We start from the raw sequence: 16507 nt of genomic DNA on the forward strand, positions 1-16507 counted from the left end.
TCAAATTTGGATGGGTGGGATGCGCGTGGGAGCGACCGTGCGTGGGTGAGACGACGGATGATGGGCTGGGGGATGAGTTACCAGTCGAGGGGATTCAGGCGCCGGGAAGGCGGATACGGGGTGGCAAGCGGACCTCTCGCTCTCTGTGATGCCCAATCACACTGGATATGCGACGTCAAGCGTCAAGATTTCTAAGCGAGCCACAACCACAGAGTGCGCCGGTAAAGGAACGAGGCTTGGCCGTCAAGCAAAAGAACGCGACCCCAAAGGTCAGGGAAGATTGGCGACGCAGCCGCCACCGGCCACCGGCATCCGCGATTCGACAAGGCGCCTGAGGTATGCCAGACTGGCGCTGTGGGCGAGGCGCACGTAAAGGCTGGGAGAGGCAGACAAACGCTGCCCTCACCGGCGACAATGACAGTGTTCCCCGCGGCGTTTGCCAGGCGGCGGGTCGCGCGAGCGGCAGCTGCGGGCGCGGGTTGAGCGCCGGCCGCGAGGTCGGATAGGTGTCGCACCAAACATAACTTGCCTGCCCACGAGGACAAGGTCGGTCGCAGGCTGTGGTCTGTGGGCCGGCCTTGTTGTATTGGTGGGGGTCATGCGGGAATCGGCGTGGGACGCCAGGGGGCCGGAGCCGGGTTGATGGTTGGGGAACTGCGGTGACGGCGATGGGCGAGCCAGTAGATGCGCCAGCGTGCCAGGTCATCGGGATGGGTGGCGTCGCGGTATTCAGCTCTGAGCCTTCAGCGTTCAGAATTCAGCGTTCAGATCTGAGCATTTTCCACGCTCTCAGCACTTCTGCCACGCTCCACGCCTGCCAGGGGCAGCCGCGCGGGGCGAAGGGGGCGCTGCCGTCGGCGATTTCGCTGATGCTGCCCAGGCCGGCGTCGCTGAGGTGGTGGCGGAACGGTTCCAGGAAGGCGCGGGCCAGGGCTGGGTCCTGGTAGACGCGCAGATGGGCCTGCACGAAGGGGCCGATCAGCCAGGCCCAGGTCGTGCCCTGGTGATAGGCGCCATCACGCGTGCGGCGGTTGCCCAGGTAAAGGCCGATGTAGTTCGGGTCGCTGGCAGCGAGCGAACGCAGGCCGATCGAGGTGAGCAAATGGCGGGCGCAGGCGTCGAGCAGGCGGCGCTGCTGGGAAGGCGTCAACGGGCTGTTGGGCAGCGCGACGGCCAGCAGCCCGTTGGGGCGCAGCGCCAGGTCATCGCCGGTCGGCCCGTCCAGGATATCCGCGCAGAAGCCCAGGTCATCGCGCCAGAAACGGGCAAAGGATTGGCGCACCTGGTTGGCGCGCTGCTCATACGCGGCGGCTGACTGCCCGAGGCGTTGAGCAAAATCGGCCATGATGCAGAGCGCATGATACCAGAGCGCATTGATCTCCACCGCCTTGCCCTGGCGCGGAGTCACCACCCAATCGCCCACTTTGGCATCCATCCAGGTCAACTGCACGCCCGCCTCGCCTGCGCTGAGCAGGCCATCGGCCGGGTCCACGCGAATGTTGAAACGCGTGCCGGTGTGATGCCACTCCACGATGTCCTGCAGTACGGGAAAGATCGCGGCCAAGAGATCGGGATCGCCGCTGGCAGCTACGACCGCGCGCACGGCCTCGAAATACCACAGCGTGGCGTCCACCGTGTTGTAATCGCCATCCCCCAGCGCTTCGCCCGCGTCCGGGAAGCGATTGGGCAACATTCCCTGATTGACATAACGGGCAAAAGTGCGCAGCAGCGACGCGGCCAGTTCTGGCCGGCCAGTGCTCAAGGCCAGGCCCGGCAGCGCAATCATGGTGTCGCGGCCCCAATCGGTAAACCAGGGGTAACCAGCGATGACCGTATGCCCGTCGTCGCGGGCCACGATGAACTGGTCGGCCGCCAGGGTGAGCTGTTGAATCCAGGCCGGCTCGTCCGTCACCTGCGCGCGGGTCAGCAGCTCGATCGCGCGGGTTTGCGCGGCGCTCAGGCTGGCGACCGCGTCTGCATGATCCATACCCACGGTAGAAGCGACCAGGCACAGGGTTTGACCGGGCTGCAGATCCACGTAGAAACGCCCCAGCGCGGTCAGGTCTTCATGGTCGGTCTCCTGGCGCTCCGCTTCGATGCGCCAATGGAAGTTGCGGTACAGGTGATCGAGCACCTCGAAGCGCAACGCGGCCGGTTCCGCCGGCTGGCCGCCCTGCAGGCTGGCGGTCAGAAAGAACGGGGTTGCCGTCTCGAACATCGTGATCTTCAGTTCGAAACGGCCGTCAACCGCTTCCCAGTGACCGTTCTCCTGCGGTGTGGCGCAGATTTCCAGTTGCGGCGTCCAGGTCGGCATCTGCATGTCGCCGTGATAATCACGGTAGTTCGCCAGGGCCATGATCCCCAGGCGCACGGGCCGCTCGCCTCGCTCCAAGCGGTAGGTGACATAAGTGGTGTTCTGACCATGCACCATCCAGACGCGTTTCTCCAGGATGGCGTCAGCCAGGGCATAACGCCACACCGGCAGCGTGCCGTCCAGGTGAAACGATTCCAGGTGACGGTAGCCATGCGGGTCCACGGTGCCATCCTGAAATTCGTTGCAGGCAAGCGGGAAAACGGCGCCATCCATCTCGGCCCATTCGTCCAACTTCGCCAGGAGCAGCGTGCGGTCCAGCGGCGGCCGCAAGGCAGCCACGAGCAGACCATGATAGCGCCGGGTGTGCGCGCCGGCGATAGTGCCCGCCGCAAAGCCGCCGATACCGTTCGTCACCAGCCACTCACGGCGCAAGGCCGCATCCAAGTCCCCACAGATCGCACGGCCAAATGCAATAGCCGGCCCCCTACTTTGCCCCATGTCCTTCATACTCTCCCCCCACCTCACCCCCTTCGCTCCTTCGCCCCTTCGCGTCTTCGTGCTTCGCGCCTTCGTGCTTCGCGCCTTCGCGTCCCTTCGCGCCTTCGCGCTCCAAACCCCGCGCTCCAAACCTCGCGCTCCAAACCCCACCCGCGGCCAAATTCTGTTCGACCTGACCCGGGGTCTTAGCGCCGGGGATGACGGTGCTGACGGCCGGATGATCGAGCGCAAAGCGAATAGCGGCCTGGGCCAGGGTTTGGCCGGGGCGCACCCATTCTGCCGCCAGGGTCTGCGCGGCGCGGCTGCGGGCCGTGACATAATCGGCCGGCCAGGTCGCGCGCATATCGCCTGGCGCAAAGCGCGTGTCTGGCCCGTATTTTCCGGCCAGGAAGCCGTTGGCCAACGGTTCACGGGCAATGATGCCCACCTGCAGGGCCAGGGCCAGGGGGAAGAGCTGGCTGGCCGCGGCCTGATCGAGCAGGTTGTACACCACCTGGATCGTGTCTGCTTTACCGCCGACCAGGGCCGCGATGCCTTCGACCGGCTGATGAATGGACACGCCGTAGAAACGAATCTTGCCGGCCTGCTTGAGATCGTCCAGCGCCTGCCAAATCTCGCCCTGCTCGATCAAGGCCAGGCCGGGGTTGTGCAGTTGATAAAGGTCAATCACCTCGCGGCGCAGCCGGCGCAGGCTCTGTTCGCAGGCAAAGCGCAGGTAGTCCGGGCGGAAATTGGCGCCATGCGCCACGGGCAGCACGGCGTCGGCCGGGAAATCGGCCAGCGGCCGCCCCAGGTGACGGCTCAGGCCGGGCGCCAGGGCCGGGTCAACATCCCGGTGATAGAAGTTGGCGCCCACTTTGGTGGCGATGATGACCTGGTCGCGGGCGGCCGCGTCATGCAGCGCCTGGCCGAGCAGCTCTTCGCTGTGCCCATGGCCGTAGACATCGGCCGCGTCGAAAAAAGTACAGCCCAACTCCAGCGCGCGCTGGATCGCCGCGCGGGAGGCGGCGTCATCGGTGGGGCCGTAGGAGTTGCCAAACGCAGCGCCGCCAATGGCCCAACCGCCAAAACCGATCTCGGATACCCGCAGGCCCGTGCGCCCAAGCGTACGATAGTTCATCGCAAACCCTTTTTCAGAACCTGACGCAGGGGCGCGGAATTCACGCCGGTGCAAACCCGCCGGCCCGCGCCGCCTGTCCGTACCAGAGACCGCTGTCCTTGACGATGCGCTCCTGCGTCTCGTAGTTGACCCAGGTCAGCCCAAAGCGCTGTGCGTAGCCATGCGCCCACTCGAAGTTGTCGAGCAGCGACCAGGCGAAGTAGCCGGCCAGGGGCACGCCCGCCTGAATGGCGCGCCAGGCTGCGACCAAATGCTGGCGCACATAGGCGAGGCGCCGGGCGTCATGCACTCGCCCATCGGCGTCTGGCCCGTCCGCATAGCTGGCGCCGTTCTCGGTGATGTAGATGCGGGGCGCTTGATACTCGAACGCCACCCGCGCCAGGGTTGCGAACAGGCCGTCAGGATAGGTTTCCCAACCCATCTCGGACCAGTGATCGAGATCGTGCGGCGCGGGGATGACAGTCGGCGGCAGGTTGTCGGCCTCGGCCACCGCCGGGCTGCGTACGATGACGCGATTGTAGTAGTTGACGCCCAGGAAATCGGTCGGCGTGGCGATGGCGACGTAATCGCCGGGCTGCACAAAGGACAGAACGCCGTGCGGGAACGCGCCCTCGGCCTCCAGGTCTGCGGTAACATCGGCGGGGTAACAGCGGCCGTAGAGCGGGTCCAGGAACCAGCGCACCCAGCGGCCATCCACGTTGCGTGCAAAATCCAGGTCGGCCGCGCTGCGCGAAGCCGGCGCGGTCCAGTTGATGTTCAGCGTGATGCCGGCCTCGGCGTCGGGGCTGTTCTGGCGCAGCACCGGCATGGCCCAGCCGTGCGACAGGAGCAAGTGATGACTGACCGCCGCGGCCGTCGCCACATCATTGATGCCGGGCGCATGCTCACCGTTCGAATGGCCGAGCCATGCCACCACGGCCGGCTCGTTGTGCGTAATCCACAGCTTGACACGGTCGCCCAGGCGGCGGCTGACCACATCGGCATACTCCACGAACGCGGCCGCGGTGTCGCGATTGGCCCAGCCGCCCTGGTCTTGCAGGGCCTGGGGCAGGTCCCAGTGATAGAGCGTGACGCCCGGCTCGATGCCGGCGGCCAGCAGGCTATCCACCAGGCGGCTGTAAAAATCAAGCCCGGCCTGGTTGATGGCGCCGCGGCCCTGGGGCAGGATGCGCGTCCAGGCGATGGAGAAACGGTAAGCGCGCAGTCCCAACGACTGCATCAGACGGATGTCGTCCGGCCAGCGGTGGTAGTGATCGCACGCCACATCGCCGGTGTCACCGTTGCGGGTCTTGCCCGGCGTGTGTGCGAAGCGGTCCCAGATGGACTCCCCCTTGCCGTCGGCCTGCCAGGCGCCTTCGATCTGGTAGGCTGCGGTGGCCGCGCCCCACAAGAAATGTTCAGGAAAGGTCAGAAAAGATGGCATGATGTTCTTTATTCTCTCGTCACAGAAACGTCGGTTCCCGGCCAGGCCGGGATGCGGGGTGCGGGCAGTCCCAGGGCACGTGCAATCTCTGCGCCGTGCAGGCGTTCATGGTAAGCCATCACCTTGAAGACGCCCGCCACTGTGGTGCGAAAGCCGGCCGGATGCATGCCTTCGACCGCCATCTGCTCATCGCTCAGCGATTCGAGCAGTTCCAGGGTCCCTTGGCGCGAGCCGGTCATCGCCGCAATCATCTCGGCCAGCGAGCGGTTGGCCGCTTTTTTGACCTGGCGCTCGTTCCACACGTCCAGGCTGAAATCAGCGGGCAGCTCAACCCCTTCCAGGAAGCGTTGAACGGTGGCCTGCAGTCCGCGCTCCGACAGGGTGACATGCGCCACGATGTCGTGAACGGTCCAGGCGGGGTTTTCGGTAGATTGTACCTCGGTGTCAGGCGTAATTTTGTCCAACACATCCAGGAGTTCCTGGCGGGCTTCTTCCAGCCTGGCGCGAATCCGCGCACGTCGGTTGTCGTTGCTCATTTTGCTACGCTCCGTTACTCTCTTTTCATTCCAAACATCTGCTGCTACGCCAACAGGGCGTAACCGCCGTCAATGGTGATCACCTGGCCCATGATCATGCGGGCATCGTCCGAACAGAGGAACGCGACCAGCCGCGCCACCTCTTCAGGCTGCACGAAGCGCCCGGCCGGCGTGCGCCGCAGCCCTTCGGCCAAGATTTGGTCCCTGCTGGGGAAGAAATCGAGCGCCTCCGTCTCCACCACGCCCGGGCTGATGGCGTTGCACACGATGCCGGTCGGCGCCAGCTCCACGGCCAGGTAACGCACCGCGGCCTCGATGGCCGCCTTGGAGATGCCGACCATGGCGTATTCGGGCAAGACACGGGTGGAACCGATACTGGTGATGCCGATGATGCGGCCCCAGCCCTGGGCCTGCATGAACGGCGCCACCGCCCGCGCGCCAAACAGCAGAGAACGCGCGTTGATGTTCATCGTCCAATCCCAGGTGCGCTCGTCCTGCTCCACGGCCGGCCGCAGCACCCCGCTGGCGGCATTGGCGATGAAGATGTCCACCCCGCCAAAGGCCTTGACCGTTTCCTGCACGAGGGTCTGCAGGCCGTCGAGTTGGCCCACATTGGCCTTGACCACGATGGCGCGTCCGCCCGCGGCCGTGATGACCGCGGCCGTCTCCTCGGCCGATTCACGGCGGCGAAAGAAGTTGACGGCCACCTGCGCGCCTCGCTGCGCCAGTTCGATGGCAATCGCGCGGCCGATGCCGCGACCGCTGCCGGTGACGATGGCGGTCTTGCCGGCCAGGAATGCGCCGGATCGCGCCGTCATCATCGCCCCACCAGCGCGCGCAGGAAGAAGACCAGGTTGGCCGGCCGCTCGGCCAGGCGGCGCATGAAATAGCCGTACCAGGCGGTGCCGAAGGGTACATAAACGCGCACCTTGTAGCCCTCTTTGACCAGGGCCAGTTGCACGTCGCGGCGGATGCCGTAGAGCATCTGGAACTCGAAGCGGTCGCGGCCGATGCCGTGATGATAGGCGTAAGCCTTGGCGTAGTTGATAATCTGGTCATCGTGCGAGGCCACGGCCAGTTGCAGATCAGCCGCGTGCGCTGCGCTGGCGTCGAACATCTGCCGGCAGAGCGCCAGCATATTCTGGTCCACCTCCGGCTTGGTGGGGAAGGCCACGGTTGGCGGCTCATCGTACGCGCCTTTGCACAGGCGCACGTCGGCCATGCCTTCATCAATCAGCGCGGCTACGTCCTGCTGACTGCGATAGAGATAGGCCTGGATCACCACGCCGACGCACGGATGCGAGTCACGCAGGCGGCGATAAATCGCCAGCGTACGGCTGGTGACAGCCGCGTCTTCCATGTCAACGCGCACAAAGCTGCCGATCTGCTCGGCCTTCTCCACGATGCGGCGCACGTTGGTGAAACAAAAGTCATCGCCGACATGCAGCCCCATGGCCGTCAACTTGACGGAGACGCCAGCCTTCAGGCCGTTGGCCTGAATGGCATCCAGCAGCCGCAGGTACTCATCAGCGTTGTTGCGCGCCTCGGCCTCACTGGAAACATACTCGCCCAGGTAATCCACCGTCGCGGTGATCCCCTGGCTGTTGAGCTGACGAATCACCTCGACCGCGTTGGCGAGCGTTTCGCCGGCCACGAAACGCCGCGCCGCCCTGCGCGACAGCGGCACAGCCACGATCAGTCCCTGGGCCTGTTTGCTGTGCGACAGGGCCAGAAGTGCAGTACGCATCACACCCATAAACGTCCATCCCCCTTTGGATTGACAAACAGGTCAAGATAGTCAAGATACAGCAGGACTGGCGATCAGGCCGGGTCTTTCTCGACAAGAAACAGAAATTCATGGTTCTCCTGTTCCGCGTCGCGTAACCATTCGTTCGTCCACTTCATTCCGGCCATGACGTTCTTCCTGTAATCAATCTCCACAATCTCAATCAGCCTGCCGTTACGCCGCAACACATCGTTCATCTCGACAGCGGTCGCCCTCCCACCTGAACTATAGGACAAGATAATCCACCGGGTTTTCGCTGCCTTGATCAGTCTTTCGATAGCGCTCACGACGGCAAACCGGCCATCCTCATCTCTGCGAAAGTCCTCGAAGACAGATGTCGCCACATCGTCAGATGTGTCCGCCCGGCGTCTGGCTTTTCCAAACAGCTTTTGCCTGTCATGAAGACATACGCTCGTCCAAACATGGTAATAGGATGCATATCGCACCCGTGAAGGGGGCATTTTGTCGTTGTTCGAGCCATACGGTGGATCGAAATAGGCCAGATCAACCGAGATGTGCGGTGCAAGGTCGAAAACATCTGCCCGATACACTTCGTGCTCCTGCGCTGTGACAAAAACGTCTGGCGCCCGCAGAACCAAATTGTTATACGATCTGGGAGACCAGTCCTTGAGATAGGATACAAAATGCCCCAGGCTGCTGTCCACCTGATCAAGCGCAAGGATCAGGCTTGTCAGCGCGACAGCTTTGTCCACCCGCCCAAGATTGAGTACCTCAATCTCCCGTCGAATGCCGTCCAGCTTGCGCGTATTGTGTCTCTGCCATGGCTTTTTGAGGCCATCGGGCTGGATCGCACACCCGCCATTCGGTTGACCGCCGTAGAACTCGGTAAACCATCCATCTACAGGGGGAATAGCGTTGAGATGATCAATCAAATCCTGGTAGTCTTCAGGGCGTTTCTTGTTGAGAAGGTAACAAGCGCCAAAAACCTCCGACCAGGCGGCGATATCGCTGCTGATGACCCGATATCCGGACTTGGCCAGCGCTTGCGATACTCGCGTCGTTCCTGAGAACCCGTCCCAGACCGTCTTCGCATTGACTTTCTTGATCAGTTGCAGTATCTGCGGGATGAGCTTCAGCTTCGACCCAGCATACTTGATACCTTCCGTAGGAGGAGCGTCGAGTACAAGATCATCAAAAAGGGACGGAGTGCGCATCAGGACAGCTGCAGACGACTGGTGAAGTCTCTGTACGGGTCATGATTGTTCATACAGGTACGTTCCTCGTGATATGTGGATAAAAGCACCGATCGAGTAACTTGGTCGAGTCTGGCTCGGGCGCGGCCGGCTGCTCGGCGCCGAGTTCCATCAGATGTTGATGCAGGGCATACGCCTGGCGGCGAAAGGCGTCCAGGTCAACGCCCATGCAGAGCGGGGGCAGCCGGTCCAGGCGATTGAGGCCGCGGCGCAGCAGTTTGATGGCGCCGGCCCATTTGCCCTGCTCGATCTGATGCAGCGCCACGCCAACCTGCAAGATGCCCTGGTACAGTTCACGCACCGGACGCGCTTCCTCACGCCAGGCGCCTTCCAGCAGTTCGTGCTGTTCCCAGTAATGTCCCGCGTTGAACGCCTCGAAGCCGGCCACGGCCAGCGCGGCCGGCGCATCGTCCCAGCCTTCGATCTCCTCCGGTATCTTCTCCAGATGCTGCCTGACCAGCGCGGGCAGTTCCTGCACGAAGCGCGACCTGGCCCAGGCATGGTCGCAGCCGGCCTGCCGCGCCGCGGTCAGCGCCCCGCTTTCCACGTGACTGCCAAAGGCCACGATGGGGATCAGGCGCGTGTGCGGTAGATTCTTGGCCCGACGCACCACCGCCAGCCAGTCGCCAGGCGCGGTCATGTCAATCAACACCAGCGCGGGCCAGCGCCCTATCGCTTCCCACAACTCGTCGGCGGATTCCACCAGATCGGGCACGCCGCCCAGCGCTTGAATGGCATCGGTCACGCACGCTGAAGAAAAGATCCGGGATGTAGGCCGCCACGCGCCGCAGGGTCAGACCCGCGGGCGCGCTGGGCGCCGTGGCTGCATCCGGCTGCCGTGCGCCGGCCTCTGTGGGCAATGTCATCATGGGTTGCCTGCCTGACGCGCAACGATGCGATAGCCGCAGAAGGTTTCGCCGCGCAGGATGTGATGCTGACGTTCCACGGTGGCGTCGGGCAGCACCGTCTGAATGAACTCGATTTCGGAGCCGCAGGCCTGCTGAAAACGCCGGGCCACGTGATGTACCGCGCAGTTGAACTCGCGCAGCACAAAGGTCTGGTCGTCCACCTGCTGCCAATCGGCCAGGTAGCCATCCTCGTCCAGAATGGCCGCCAGCTCAGCTACGCGCGCGGCCAGGGTTGGCTTGTCCTGCAGGCGCAGTTGAGCTTGCTGGATGCGACGCTGGCCGCGGCGTTGAAAGATGGCATCCACATGCTCGCTGCCATCGAGCAGTTCGATGTAACTCAGCAGCTCATTGGTCAGTTGCGCGTAAGTGGCGGGGAAGACGTCCTGCGCCTGCTCGCTGAGCCAATAGACGTTGCTGGGCCGGCCCATGCCTCGCTGCACCGTCTCATGATGCACCAGGCCGTCGTGCTCCAGTAGGGCCAGGTGACGGCGCACCCCCATCGGCGTCATCGTCAGCATTTCCGCCAGTTCGTTTGCTGTCAGCCGTCCCTGCTTCTTGAGCGTGATGAGGACCGTGTATCGGGTAGATTGTTCATTGTCAATGGCTTGCATGATGACAAGATTATAGCACGCGGTCAGGTCGTTGTAAACTTCACAAAACCGTAATCCAGCGTATAATATGCTGAAAGCAGGCACGAATTGCGCCTGACCCCTTAGGCGGAAGGGTGAAGCCGATTCCCGCTTGCAGCATAACGCCTATCCCCACACGCTCGCACGAGGTAAAACCATGAAACGACAGTCTCTTGACCCACGCGTAGCCTCCCTGGTTGCCATCATGATTGCCGTGGTCTATGTTCTGACGCGGCTGGTTCAGATTCCCATCGGCTCCCAGGGTTTCGTTCACCTGGGTGACGCCGCGATCTACTTCGCCGCCTTTGCCTTTGGCCCCTGGGTGGCCGCGGTGGCCGGCGGCCTGGGGACATCCCTGGTGGATGCGACCACCGGTTACGCCCAATGGGCCATCTTTTCCCTGCTGGTGCATGGCATCCAGGGTTATGTGGCCGGCCTGCTGACGCGGCGCATCCCTGGGCTTTACGGCCAGCTCATCGCCGTCAGCAGCGGCGGCCTGATCCTCATCGTCGGCTATTTTTTCGCTGGCATCCTGCTCACCGGCATCGGTGAAGCGGTCACTGGTGTCCTGCCCAATGTCCTGCAGGCGCTGAGCGGCGGCATCGTCGGCATTCCTCTCTTCGCTGCGGTGCTGCGTGCCTATCCACCGTTGGCGCAGTGGGGCGCGTTCGGGCATTGGACCGAGTAATTGGCCCTCCGCACCGCTTGTTTGGCGCAGCGCAAGGCGATGATCCTGCTCATCCTGTCAATCCTGTCAACGCTGGCGCTGCGATGAATCGGGCCGCCGCGGTGCGCATCAGCGGCCTGCGCTACGCCTATCCGGGTCTCAGCACCTGGGCGCTGGATGCCATTGACCTGGAGATTCAGCCCGGCGAATGGCTGGCCCTGGTGGGCGCCAACGCCAGCGGCAAGACCACCCTCTGTCGGGCGTTGGTCAGTCTGGTACCGCACCTGACCGGCGGACGCTTTCAGGGGCAGGTGTTGATCGGGGAGCGCGATACCCGGCAGCACCCGCCTTCCGCGCTGGTGGACGTCGTCGGCTTGACCTTCCAGAATGCCGAGAGCCAGCTCTTCAATCCAAGCGTCGAAGCAGAGATCGTGTGGGGGCTGGAGGCGTTGGGCCTGCCGCGTGCCGTCATCGCTGAGCGGCTGGCCTGGGCCTTGCACACTTTTCACCTGGCCGACGTGGCCGCGCAATCGCCCGAACGCCTCTCCGGCGGGCAGCAGCGACGCCTGGCCCTGGCCGCCGTCCTGGCGATGCAGCCCTCGCTGCTGGTGCTCGATGCCCCGCTTGGCGGTCTCGATCCGCGGGGTCGCAGCGAAGTGCTGGTGACGCTGCAGCTCCTGCGGCAACAACGCCATGTCACGGTGGTGCTGGCCGAAGCCGACGATCCGGCCGTCGCCGCGTTTGCCGACCGGGTCGCGCACCTGCAACACGGGCGCCTGCTCTCCGTCACTTCGTCAGCCGATGTTCCTCAAGATGCCGCTGCCCGGTCAGGCGAGAGCGCGCAACTCAGCGCCATCGCTGTGCGCTCAGGCAATGGCGCACAGCCCGGTTCGGCCCAGCCTGCTGACCACAGCCGGCAACGCCTGGCTGCCGGACAGCAGGCGCCGGGAGCGACCGCAGCCATTACCCTGGAGCAGCTTGGCTTTGCCTATCATCCCGGCCGGCCCGTGCTGCAGGACGTCAGCCTGACCATTGCGGCCGGCGAGTTCGTGGCGTTGGTCGGCGCCAATGGTTCCGGCAAGACCACCCTGGCCAAGCACCTGATCGGTCTGCTGCGCCCAACCCAGGGGCGCCTGCTGGTCCAGGGCCAGGAAAGCGCTCGCCAGAGCGTGGGTGCGCTGGCGCGCCAGGTGGGCTTCTTGTTTCAGAACCCGGAACGCCAGATCTTCAGCGCCACGGTGAGCGACGAGGTCGCCTTTGGCCCGCGCAACCTGGGGTTGCCTGCCGCAAGCGTGGCGCAGCGGGTGGCGCAGGCGCTGGCGCGCTTCGATCTGACCGAGCTGGCGGGGCAGCCGCCGGCTGTGCTCAGCTTCACGCAGCGGCGCCGCGTCACCCTGGCGGCGGTGGCGGCCCTGGAAACGCCCATCCTGGTGTTGGACGAGCCAACGGTCAGCCTGGATGCCGAGGCCCGTGGCGGGCTGCTGGCCTGGCTGCACGAACGACATGCGCAGGGAATCACGTTGGTACTGGTGACGCACGACCTGGCGCTGGTGGCGGATCATGCGCAGCGCGTGCTGGTGATGCAGGACGGCCGCCTGGTGGCCGACGGCGCGCCGGGAGAGGTGCTCAGGCAGCAAAATCTCCTGATCGAAGTCGGCCTGGCCGTGGCGCCCGTCCCGGAGGCAGCCCATGCGCTTTGATCTTTTCGTGCCGGGCGCATCCTGGCTGCACCGACTCGATCCGCGCAGCAAGTTCCTGCTGGTCGGCGTGCTGCTGCTGATGGCGCTGTTGCTCAAGCACCTGGCGCTGCTGGCCGGGCTGCTGGCGCTGACTCACCTACTGCTGGTCGGAGCCGGGGTGCCCTGGTCGGCGCTGCGCTGGCTGTGGGCGCGCATGGCCCCGTTGACTTTCTTCATTCTGCTGCTGCAGCCGCTGTTTGCCAGCGGGGCCGGTGCGCCACTGCTGCACATTGGCCCGCTCGTCGTCACCAGCGGCGGTGTGCTCGACGGCATCAGTTTTGCCTTGCGCGCCAATGTGATGGCTTTCGCCGCCTCGCTGCTGTTGTTCGTCACCGAGGCGCAGGCGCTGGTGCTCGGACTGGTGCGCCTGGGGCTGCCGTTCGAATACGGGATGACCTTCAGCCTGGCCCTGCGCTACCTGCCCACCACCTACGGCCTGTGGGTCAACATCATCGAAGCACAGCAGGCCCGCGGCTGGACGCCTGAACGGCAGAGCCTGCTGGCGCGACTGTCCGCCTACCGGCCGGTGCTGGTGGCGGTCATCATTGCGGCCCTGCGCCTCAGCCAGGATCTGGGGCTGGCGCTGGCCTGTCGCGGCTTCGGCGCTCCAGGGACGCGCAGTGCCTGGCAGGATATTCGCTTCACGCGCACCGATACCTGGATCTGCGGGGCCGTCAGCGTGGCCTTTGGGCTGTTCCTGGCCGGCCGTTTGCTCTTGGGCTGGGGCGCGACGACGTGGTGAGAAAGAGGCGTGCCGTCATTCCTTTGGCTTGTGCGGTTTTTGCTGCGTCCAGAAGGCATCGGTCTCGATGCGCCGCTGCGCGCGCAGGGCGGTGGTCATCTCCCACTGCTCGCGGTGGCGCAGATAGTACCACAGGCTGGGCACGCCCAGGACAATGGTGATTTGCACCAGGTAGACGAGAAGCAAGACCGTTTCATGCCCGCTGGTGTAGTCTGGCACGATGGCTGCCACGGCCGGACGCGCCAGGTGAGACACCTCATAACGACCGGCGCTGGGCGCATCGAAGCTCATGACCGGCCGGCCCGCGGCAAACGGCGTGTCATAGAGTGCCATGCCGCGCCGGATGAAGGTCACCGGCAGCGTGCGCCCACCATCCAGCGCTTTCACCGCCAGCCAGGGGGCCGCGTCGGTCTCCATAATCTGATCGGTGATGGTCAGCAGATCCACATCGGCGATGTAGAAGGCATAGCGGCCCGCGGCCGGCAGATCAACGATCGTCGGCGAATGGGTGAGATCGAACGAGATCACTTCTGCCCGCTCGACCTGGCGCACGATGCCAAGCTGATCGGGCAGAAAGAGAAAGAGGGAGCCGACCAGCTTGGCGACGCTGCCCAGGGACCAGCCGATGACGCAAAGCAGAAGGGTCAGAAAGACGCCCACCATGATGGCCCGCACGCTGGGCGGGCGATAGGACAATTCGAACACGATGATTTACCCCTCCATGGGCAATCTGGCGCGGCCGGGCGGCCAGGATCAGGCCAACGACCGGTAGTAGTAGTCGCCCTGTGACGTAAAGCCAATGCGCTCCAGGTAGCTACGATGGGCCGGCGTGCTGCCGGCTGCACGCAGGCGCGTGATGCCCTGGGCGCGGAAGCGCGGCGCCTGCTGCGCATACAGGAACAGCGCCGGCTTGAGATCGCGATAGCCAGGCGCCACGTAATCCAACAGGACGTTCATCTCGCCTGGCTCACCGGCCTGCGCGATAAAGAGACCCACCGGCACCATGTCCCGCAGCACGAACAGAATGACATCGGCCGGGTCGGGCGTGTAGTCGAAGTGGGGAAAGAACTGCTGAATGCCCTGGGCATGAAAGCGCAGGAACGCGGGCAGATACTTGGATTCCGCCGTGACCTCCAGCAGAGCAAAGTAGGCCCGCGCTCGCGCCATCTCGATCAGGTAGTAAAGATCAATCAGCACGATCAGGGCGTTGAGCACCGCCACCGGGTAGGCGTGAATCAGCACGCCGTAGATCGTGAAGACTGCCGCGCCGATCAGGTTGACGAGTCGCAGGCGCAACACGGAGCGCATGGTGAGCGAAATCGCCACCACGATCGAAGCCACATAGCCGATGATTTCATAGAGTGTTTGTGTTTCCATCGAATCCCTCCGAATCCCTCTGTCCGTCTTTCGATGAGTAGGGGCATGGCCTTGCGCCTGCCCATGCGGGCGACCGCGAGGGATCGAGATGGAGCCTTTGCGAAAGTCGGTCTTGCCCAGGCGCGTTGACCAGGACCGGGAGCGTGGCGGCAACCTGCCGCGCCTGGGCCAGGGTTTCCGCAGCCAGCTCAGGGTCGTCCAGCCGCAAGCCGACTGCGCCCAGCCCCTCCACCACCCGGTGATAATCGCTCTGCGCCAGCACAGTGGCTACGTCGCTGTGCAGCATCTCCACCTGTTCCCTGGCAATCTGCGTCCAGCCGCCGTCGTTGCCAATCACGGCGATGACCGGCGCCTGGTGACGCACCAGGGTGTCGAACTCCATCAGGCTGAAGCCGGCCGCGCCGTCGCCGTAGAGCAGCCAGACCTCAGCCGCGGGCCGGCACAGTTTGGCGGCCAGGGCAAAACCCGCGCCCACGCCCAGGGTGCCAAAGGGGCCAGGGTCGAGCCAGGTCAGCGGGCCGGGCGGCTGCACGATGTAGGACGCAGTCGCCACAAAATCGCCGCCGTCGGCCACGATGATGCTCTCCGGCCCCAAAACGGCGTTGATCTCCCGGCAGAGGTGCAGCGGGTTGATGGACGCGGTTGGCGTTTCGGCCTGCACGGCAATTTCCGCATTGCGCTCGCGATCACGCGCCTGAATCTGCGCCAGCCAGGGCGTCCAGCGTTCGCCATCGAACTTGTGCGCGGCCAACTGCCGCAGGAACACGCCCGGATCAGCCTGGATGCCGATCTCCGGGCGGCGGTTGCGGGCCAGCTCGTCGCGACTGCGGTTGACGGAGATGAACCGGGCGCGGCGACTGATCTGATTGCCGTAATCGAGGCGGAAATCGCAGGGCACGCCGGCCAGCAGCACCAGGTCCGCCTCCTTGAGCGCCTCGCGGCGCTTGTGGCGCAGGTGCAGCGCATGGTCACGTCCAAGCAGGCCACGCGCCATGCCGGACAGATAAACCGGCGCGCCGATGGCGGTCAGCGCCCCGGCCAGATCGGCGGCCTGATTGGGCGTCCGCAGGGCCTGGCTGCCGATCAGGATGACCGGGCGCTGCGCTTTTTGCAGCGCCGCGGCCGCGGCCGCGACCCGTTCCGCGCTGGGCAGCGCCGGTGAGATCGGCCGCGGCGCCTGCACCGGGTTGGCCGGCACGCCGGCGAAGAGGCGGTTGACATGCCAGCGCAGGTAGGCCTGCAGCAGACGGGCGCCCAGGCTGCGTCCGCCGCTCTGCGCGCCGTAGAGGTTGCGCACCACCGGTTCGGCGTACAGCAGATCAATCGGGCATTCCACAAAGACCGGGCCGGGAACGCCGCTCTGCGCCTGTTCGAAGGCGGTGTGCAGCATGGGCGCCAGGTCACGCACGCGGCGCGCCGCGGCCGACCATTTGACCACGGAGCGCAGCAGCGACATCTGGTCCATGTCTTGCAGTGCGCCGCGACCCCGCAGCGCAGTCGGCGCGGCGCCGCCCAGCAGCACCACGGGCGACTGCGCCATCTGCGCGTTCTTGA

General features: G+C 64.8%; 15 protein-coding genes. 3 read left to right on the forward strand and 12 right to left on the reverse strand.

Features of this window, described 5'->3' with window-relative positions; genetic code table 11:
- Positions 1–757: 757 nt before the first annotated feature.
- The 9 genes from IPF85_RS25280 to IPF85_RS25320 all read right to left on the reverse strand — a co-directional run bounded on the left by IPF85_RS25280 (position 758) and on the right by IPF85_RS25320 (position 10494).
- Positions 758–2812, reverse strand: coding sequence for an amylo-alpha-1,6-glucosidase (locus IPF85_RS25280; protein WP_343410819.1), 2055 nt, complete (start codon positions 2810–2812; stop codon positions 758–760).
- Positions 2799–3932, reverse strand: coding sequence for an aldo/keto reductase (locus IPF85_RS25285; RefSeq protein WP_343410820.1), 1134 nt, complete (start codon positions 3930–3932; stop codon positions 2799–2801). The genes IPF85_RS25280 and IPF85_RS25285 overlap by 14 nt, the downstream gene beginning before the upstream one ends.
- A 40-nt stretch (positions 3933–3972) precedes the next feature.
- Complete coding sequence (locus IPF85_RS25290; RefSeq protein WP_343410821.1) at positions 3973–5355, reverse strand: GH1 family beta-glucosidase; 1383 nt, start codon at positions 5353–5355, stop codon at positions 3973–3975.
- Between the two features lie 8 nt (positions 5356–5363).
- A complete protein-coding gene (locus tag IPF85_RS25295; RefSeq protein ID WP_343410822.1) occupies positions 5364–5891 on the reverse strand; it encodes a DinB family protein in 528 nt (175 codons plus the stop codon).
- 44 nt (positions 5892–5935) lie between these two features.
- Positions 5936–6685, reverse strand: coding sequence for an enoyl-[acyl-carrier-protein] reductase FabL (gene fabL / locus IPF85_RS25300; protein ID WP_343410833.1), 750 nt, complete (start codon positions 6683–6685; stop codon positions 5936–5938).
- Between the two features lie 23 nt (positions 6686–6708).
- On the reverse strand, positions 6709–7638 hold the full coding sequence (locus tag IPF85_RS25305) for a proline dehydrogenase family protein (RefSeq protein ID WP_343410823.1): 930 nt from the start codon (positions 7636–7638) through the stop codon (positions 6709–6711).
- Between the two features lie 74 nt (positions 7639–7712).
- Entirely contained in the window at positions 7713–8852 is a 1140-nt protein-coding gene (locus IPF85_RS25310) for a DNA adenine methylase (protein WP_343410824.1), read from the reverse strand.
- Positions 8853–8901: 49 nt separating this feature from the next.
- On the reverse strand, positions 8902–9636 hold the full coding sequence (locus tag IPF85_RS25315) for a DUF309 domain-containing protein (protein WP_343410825.1): 735 nt from the start codon (positions 9634–9636) through the stop codon (positions 8902–8904).
- Between the two features lie 120 nt (positions 9637–9756).
- A complete protein-coding gene (locus IPF85_RS25320) occupies positions 9757–10494 on the reverse strand; it encodes a winged helix-turn-helix transcriptional regulator (RefSeq protein WP_343410826.1) in 738 nt (245 codons plus the stop codon).
- Between the two features lie 91 nt (positions 10495–10585).
- Here IPF85_RS25320 and IPF85_RS25325 point away from each other — a divergent pair, with 91 nt between their 5' ends.
- The 3 genes from IPF85_RS25325 (at position 10586) to IPF85_RS25335 (ending at position 13576) form a co-directional block, all read left to right on the forward strand.
- Positions 10586–11116 (forward strand): ECF transporter S component, encoded by a 531-nt coding sequence (locus IPF85_RS25325; protein WP_343410827.1) that lies wholly within the window; start codon positions 10586–10588, stop codon positions 11114–11116.
- Positions 11117–11199: 83 nt separating this feature from the next.
- The gene (locus tag IPF85_RS25330) at positions 11200–12795 is read left to right on the forward strand and encodes an ABC transporter ATP-binding protein (RefSeq protein WP_343410828.1); all 1596 of its coding nucleotides are present in this window, start codon (positions 11200–11202) and stop codon (positions 12793–12795) included.
- The gene (locus IPF85_RS25335) at positions 12785–13576 is read left to right on the forward strand and encodes an energy-coupling factor transporter transmembrane component T (RefSeq protein WP_343410829.1); all 792 of its coding nucleotides are present in this window, start codon (positions 12785–12787) and stop codon (positions 13574–13576) included. The genes IPF85_RS25330 and IPF85_RS25335 overlap by 11 nt, the downstream gene beginning before the upstream one ends.
- Positions 13577–13591: 15 nt before the next feature.
- On the opposite strand, the gene IPF85_RS25340 is transcribed toward IPF85_RS25335, so the two are convergent.
- From IPF85_RS25340 to IPF85_RS25350, 3 genes are all read right to left on the reverse strand, one after another.
- The gene (locus IPF85_RS25340) at positions 13592–14281 is read right to left on the reverse strand and encodes a hypothetical protein (RefSeq protein WP_343410830.1); all 690 of its coding nucleotides are present in this window, start codon (positions 14279–14281) and stop codon (positions 13592–13594) included.
- 48 nt (positions 14282–14329) lie between these two features.
- Positions 14330–14953: a hypothetical protein gene (locus tag IPF85_RS25345; RefSeq protein ID WP_343410831.1), complete on the reverse strand. Its 624-nt coding sequence runs from the start codon at positions 14951–14953 to the stop codon at positions 14330–14332.
- Positions 14931–16507 (reverse strand): thiamine pyrophosphate-dependent enzyme (locus IPF85_RS25350; protein ID WP_343410832.1); only part of this gene is annotated, 1577 nt, incomplete at its 5' end. The genes IPF85_RS25345 and IPF85_RS25350, both read right to left, overlap by 23 nt.

It is taken from the genome of Candidatus Amarolinea dominans (assembly GCF_016704685.1).
GTDB classification, from domain to species: domain Bacteria; phylum Chloroflexota; class Anaerolineae; order SSC4; family Amarolineaceae; genus Amarolinea; species Amarolinea dominans.

Bases quoted from the DNA above. Each gene is read 5' to 3' on its own strand.
- IPF85_RS25280 (WP_343410819.1), bottom strand. From the start codon at position 2,812: ATGGGGCAAAGTAGGGGGCCGGCTATTGCATTTGGCCGTGCGATCTGT.
- IPF85_RS25285 (WP_343410820.1), bottom strand. From the start codon at position 3,932: ATGAACTATCGTACGCTTGGGCGCACGGGCCTGCGGGTATCCGAGATC.
- IPF85_RS25290 (WP_343410821.1), bottom strand. From the start codon at position 5,355: ATGCCATCTTTTCTGACCTTTCCTGAACATTTCTTGTGGGGCGCGGCC.
- IPF85_RS25295 (WP_343410822.1), bottom strand. From the start codon at position 5,891: ATGAGCAACGACAACCGACGTGCGCGGATTCGCGCCAGGCTGGAAGAA.
- IPF85_RS25305 (WP_343410823.1), bottom strand. From the start codon at position 7,638: ATGCGTACTGCACTTCTGGCCCTGTCGCACAGCAAACAGGCCCAGGGA.
- IPF85_RS25310 (WP_343410824.1), bottom strand. From the start codon at position 8,852: ATGCGCACTCCGTCCCTTTTTGATGATCTTGTACTCGACGCTCCTCCT.
- IPF85_RS25325 (WP_343410827.1), top strand. From the start codon at position 10,586: ATGAAACGACAGTCTCTTGACCCACGCGTAGCCTCCCTGGTTGCCATC.
- IPF85_RS25330 (WP_343410828.1), top strand. From the start codon at position 11,200: ATGAATCGGGCCGCCGCGGTGCGCATCAGCGGCCTGCGCTACGCCTAT.
- IPF85_RS25335 (WP_343410829.1), top strand. From the start codon at position 12,785: ATGCGCTTTGATCTTTTCGTGCCGGGCGCATCCTGGCTGCACCGACTC.
- IPF85_RS25345 (WP_343410831.1), bottom strand. From the start codon at position 14,953: ATGGAAACACAAACACTCTATGAAATCATCGGCTATGTGGCTTCGATC.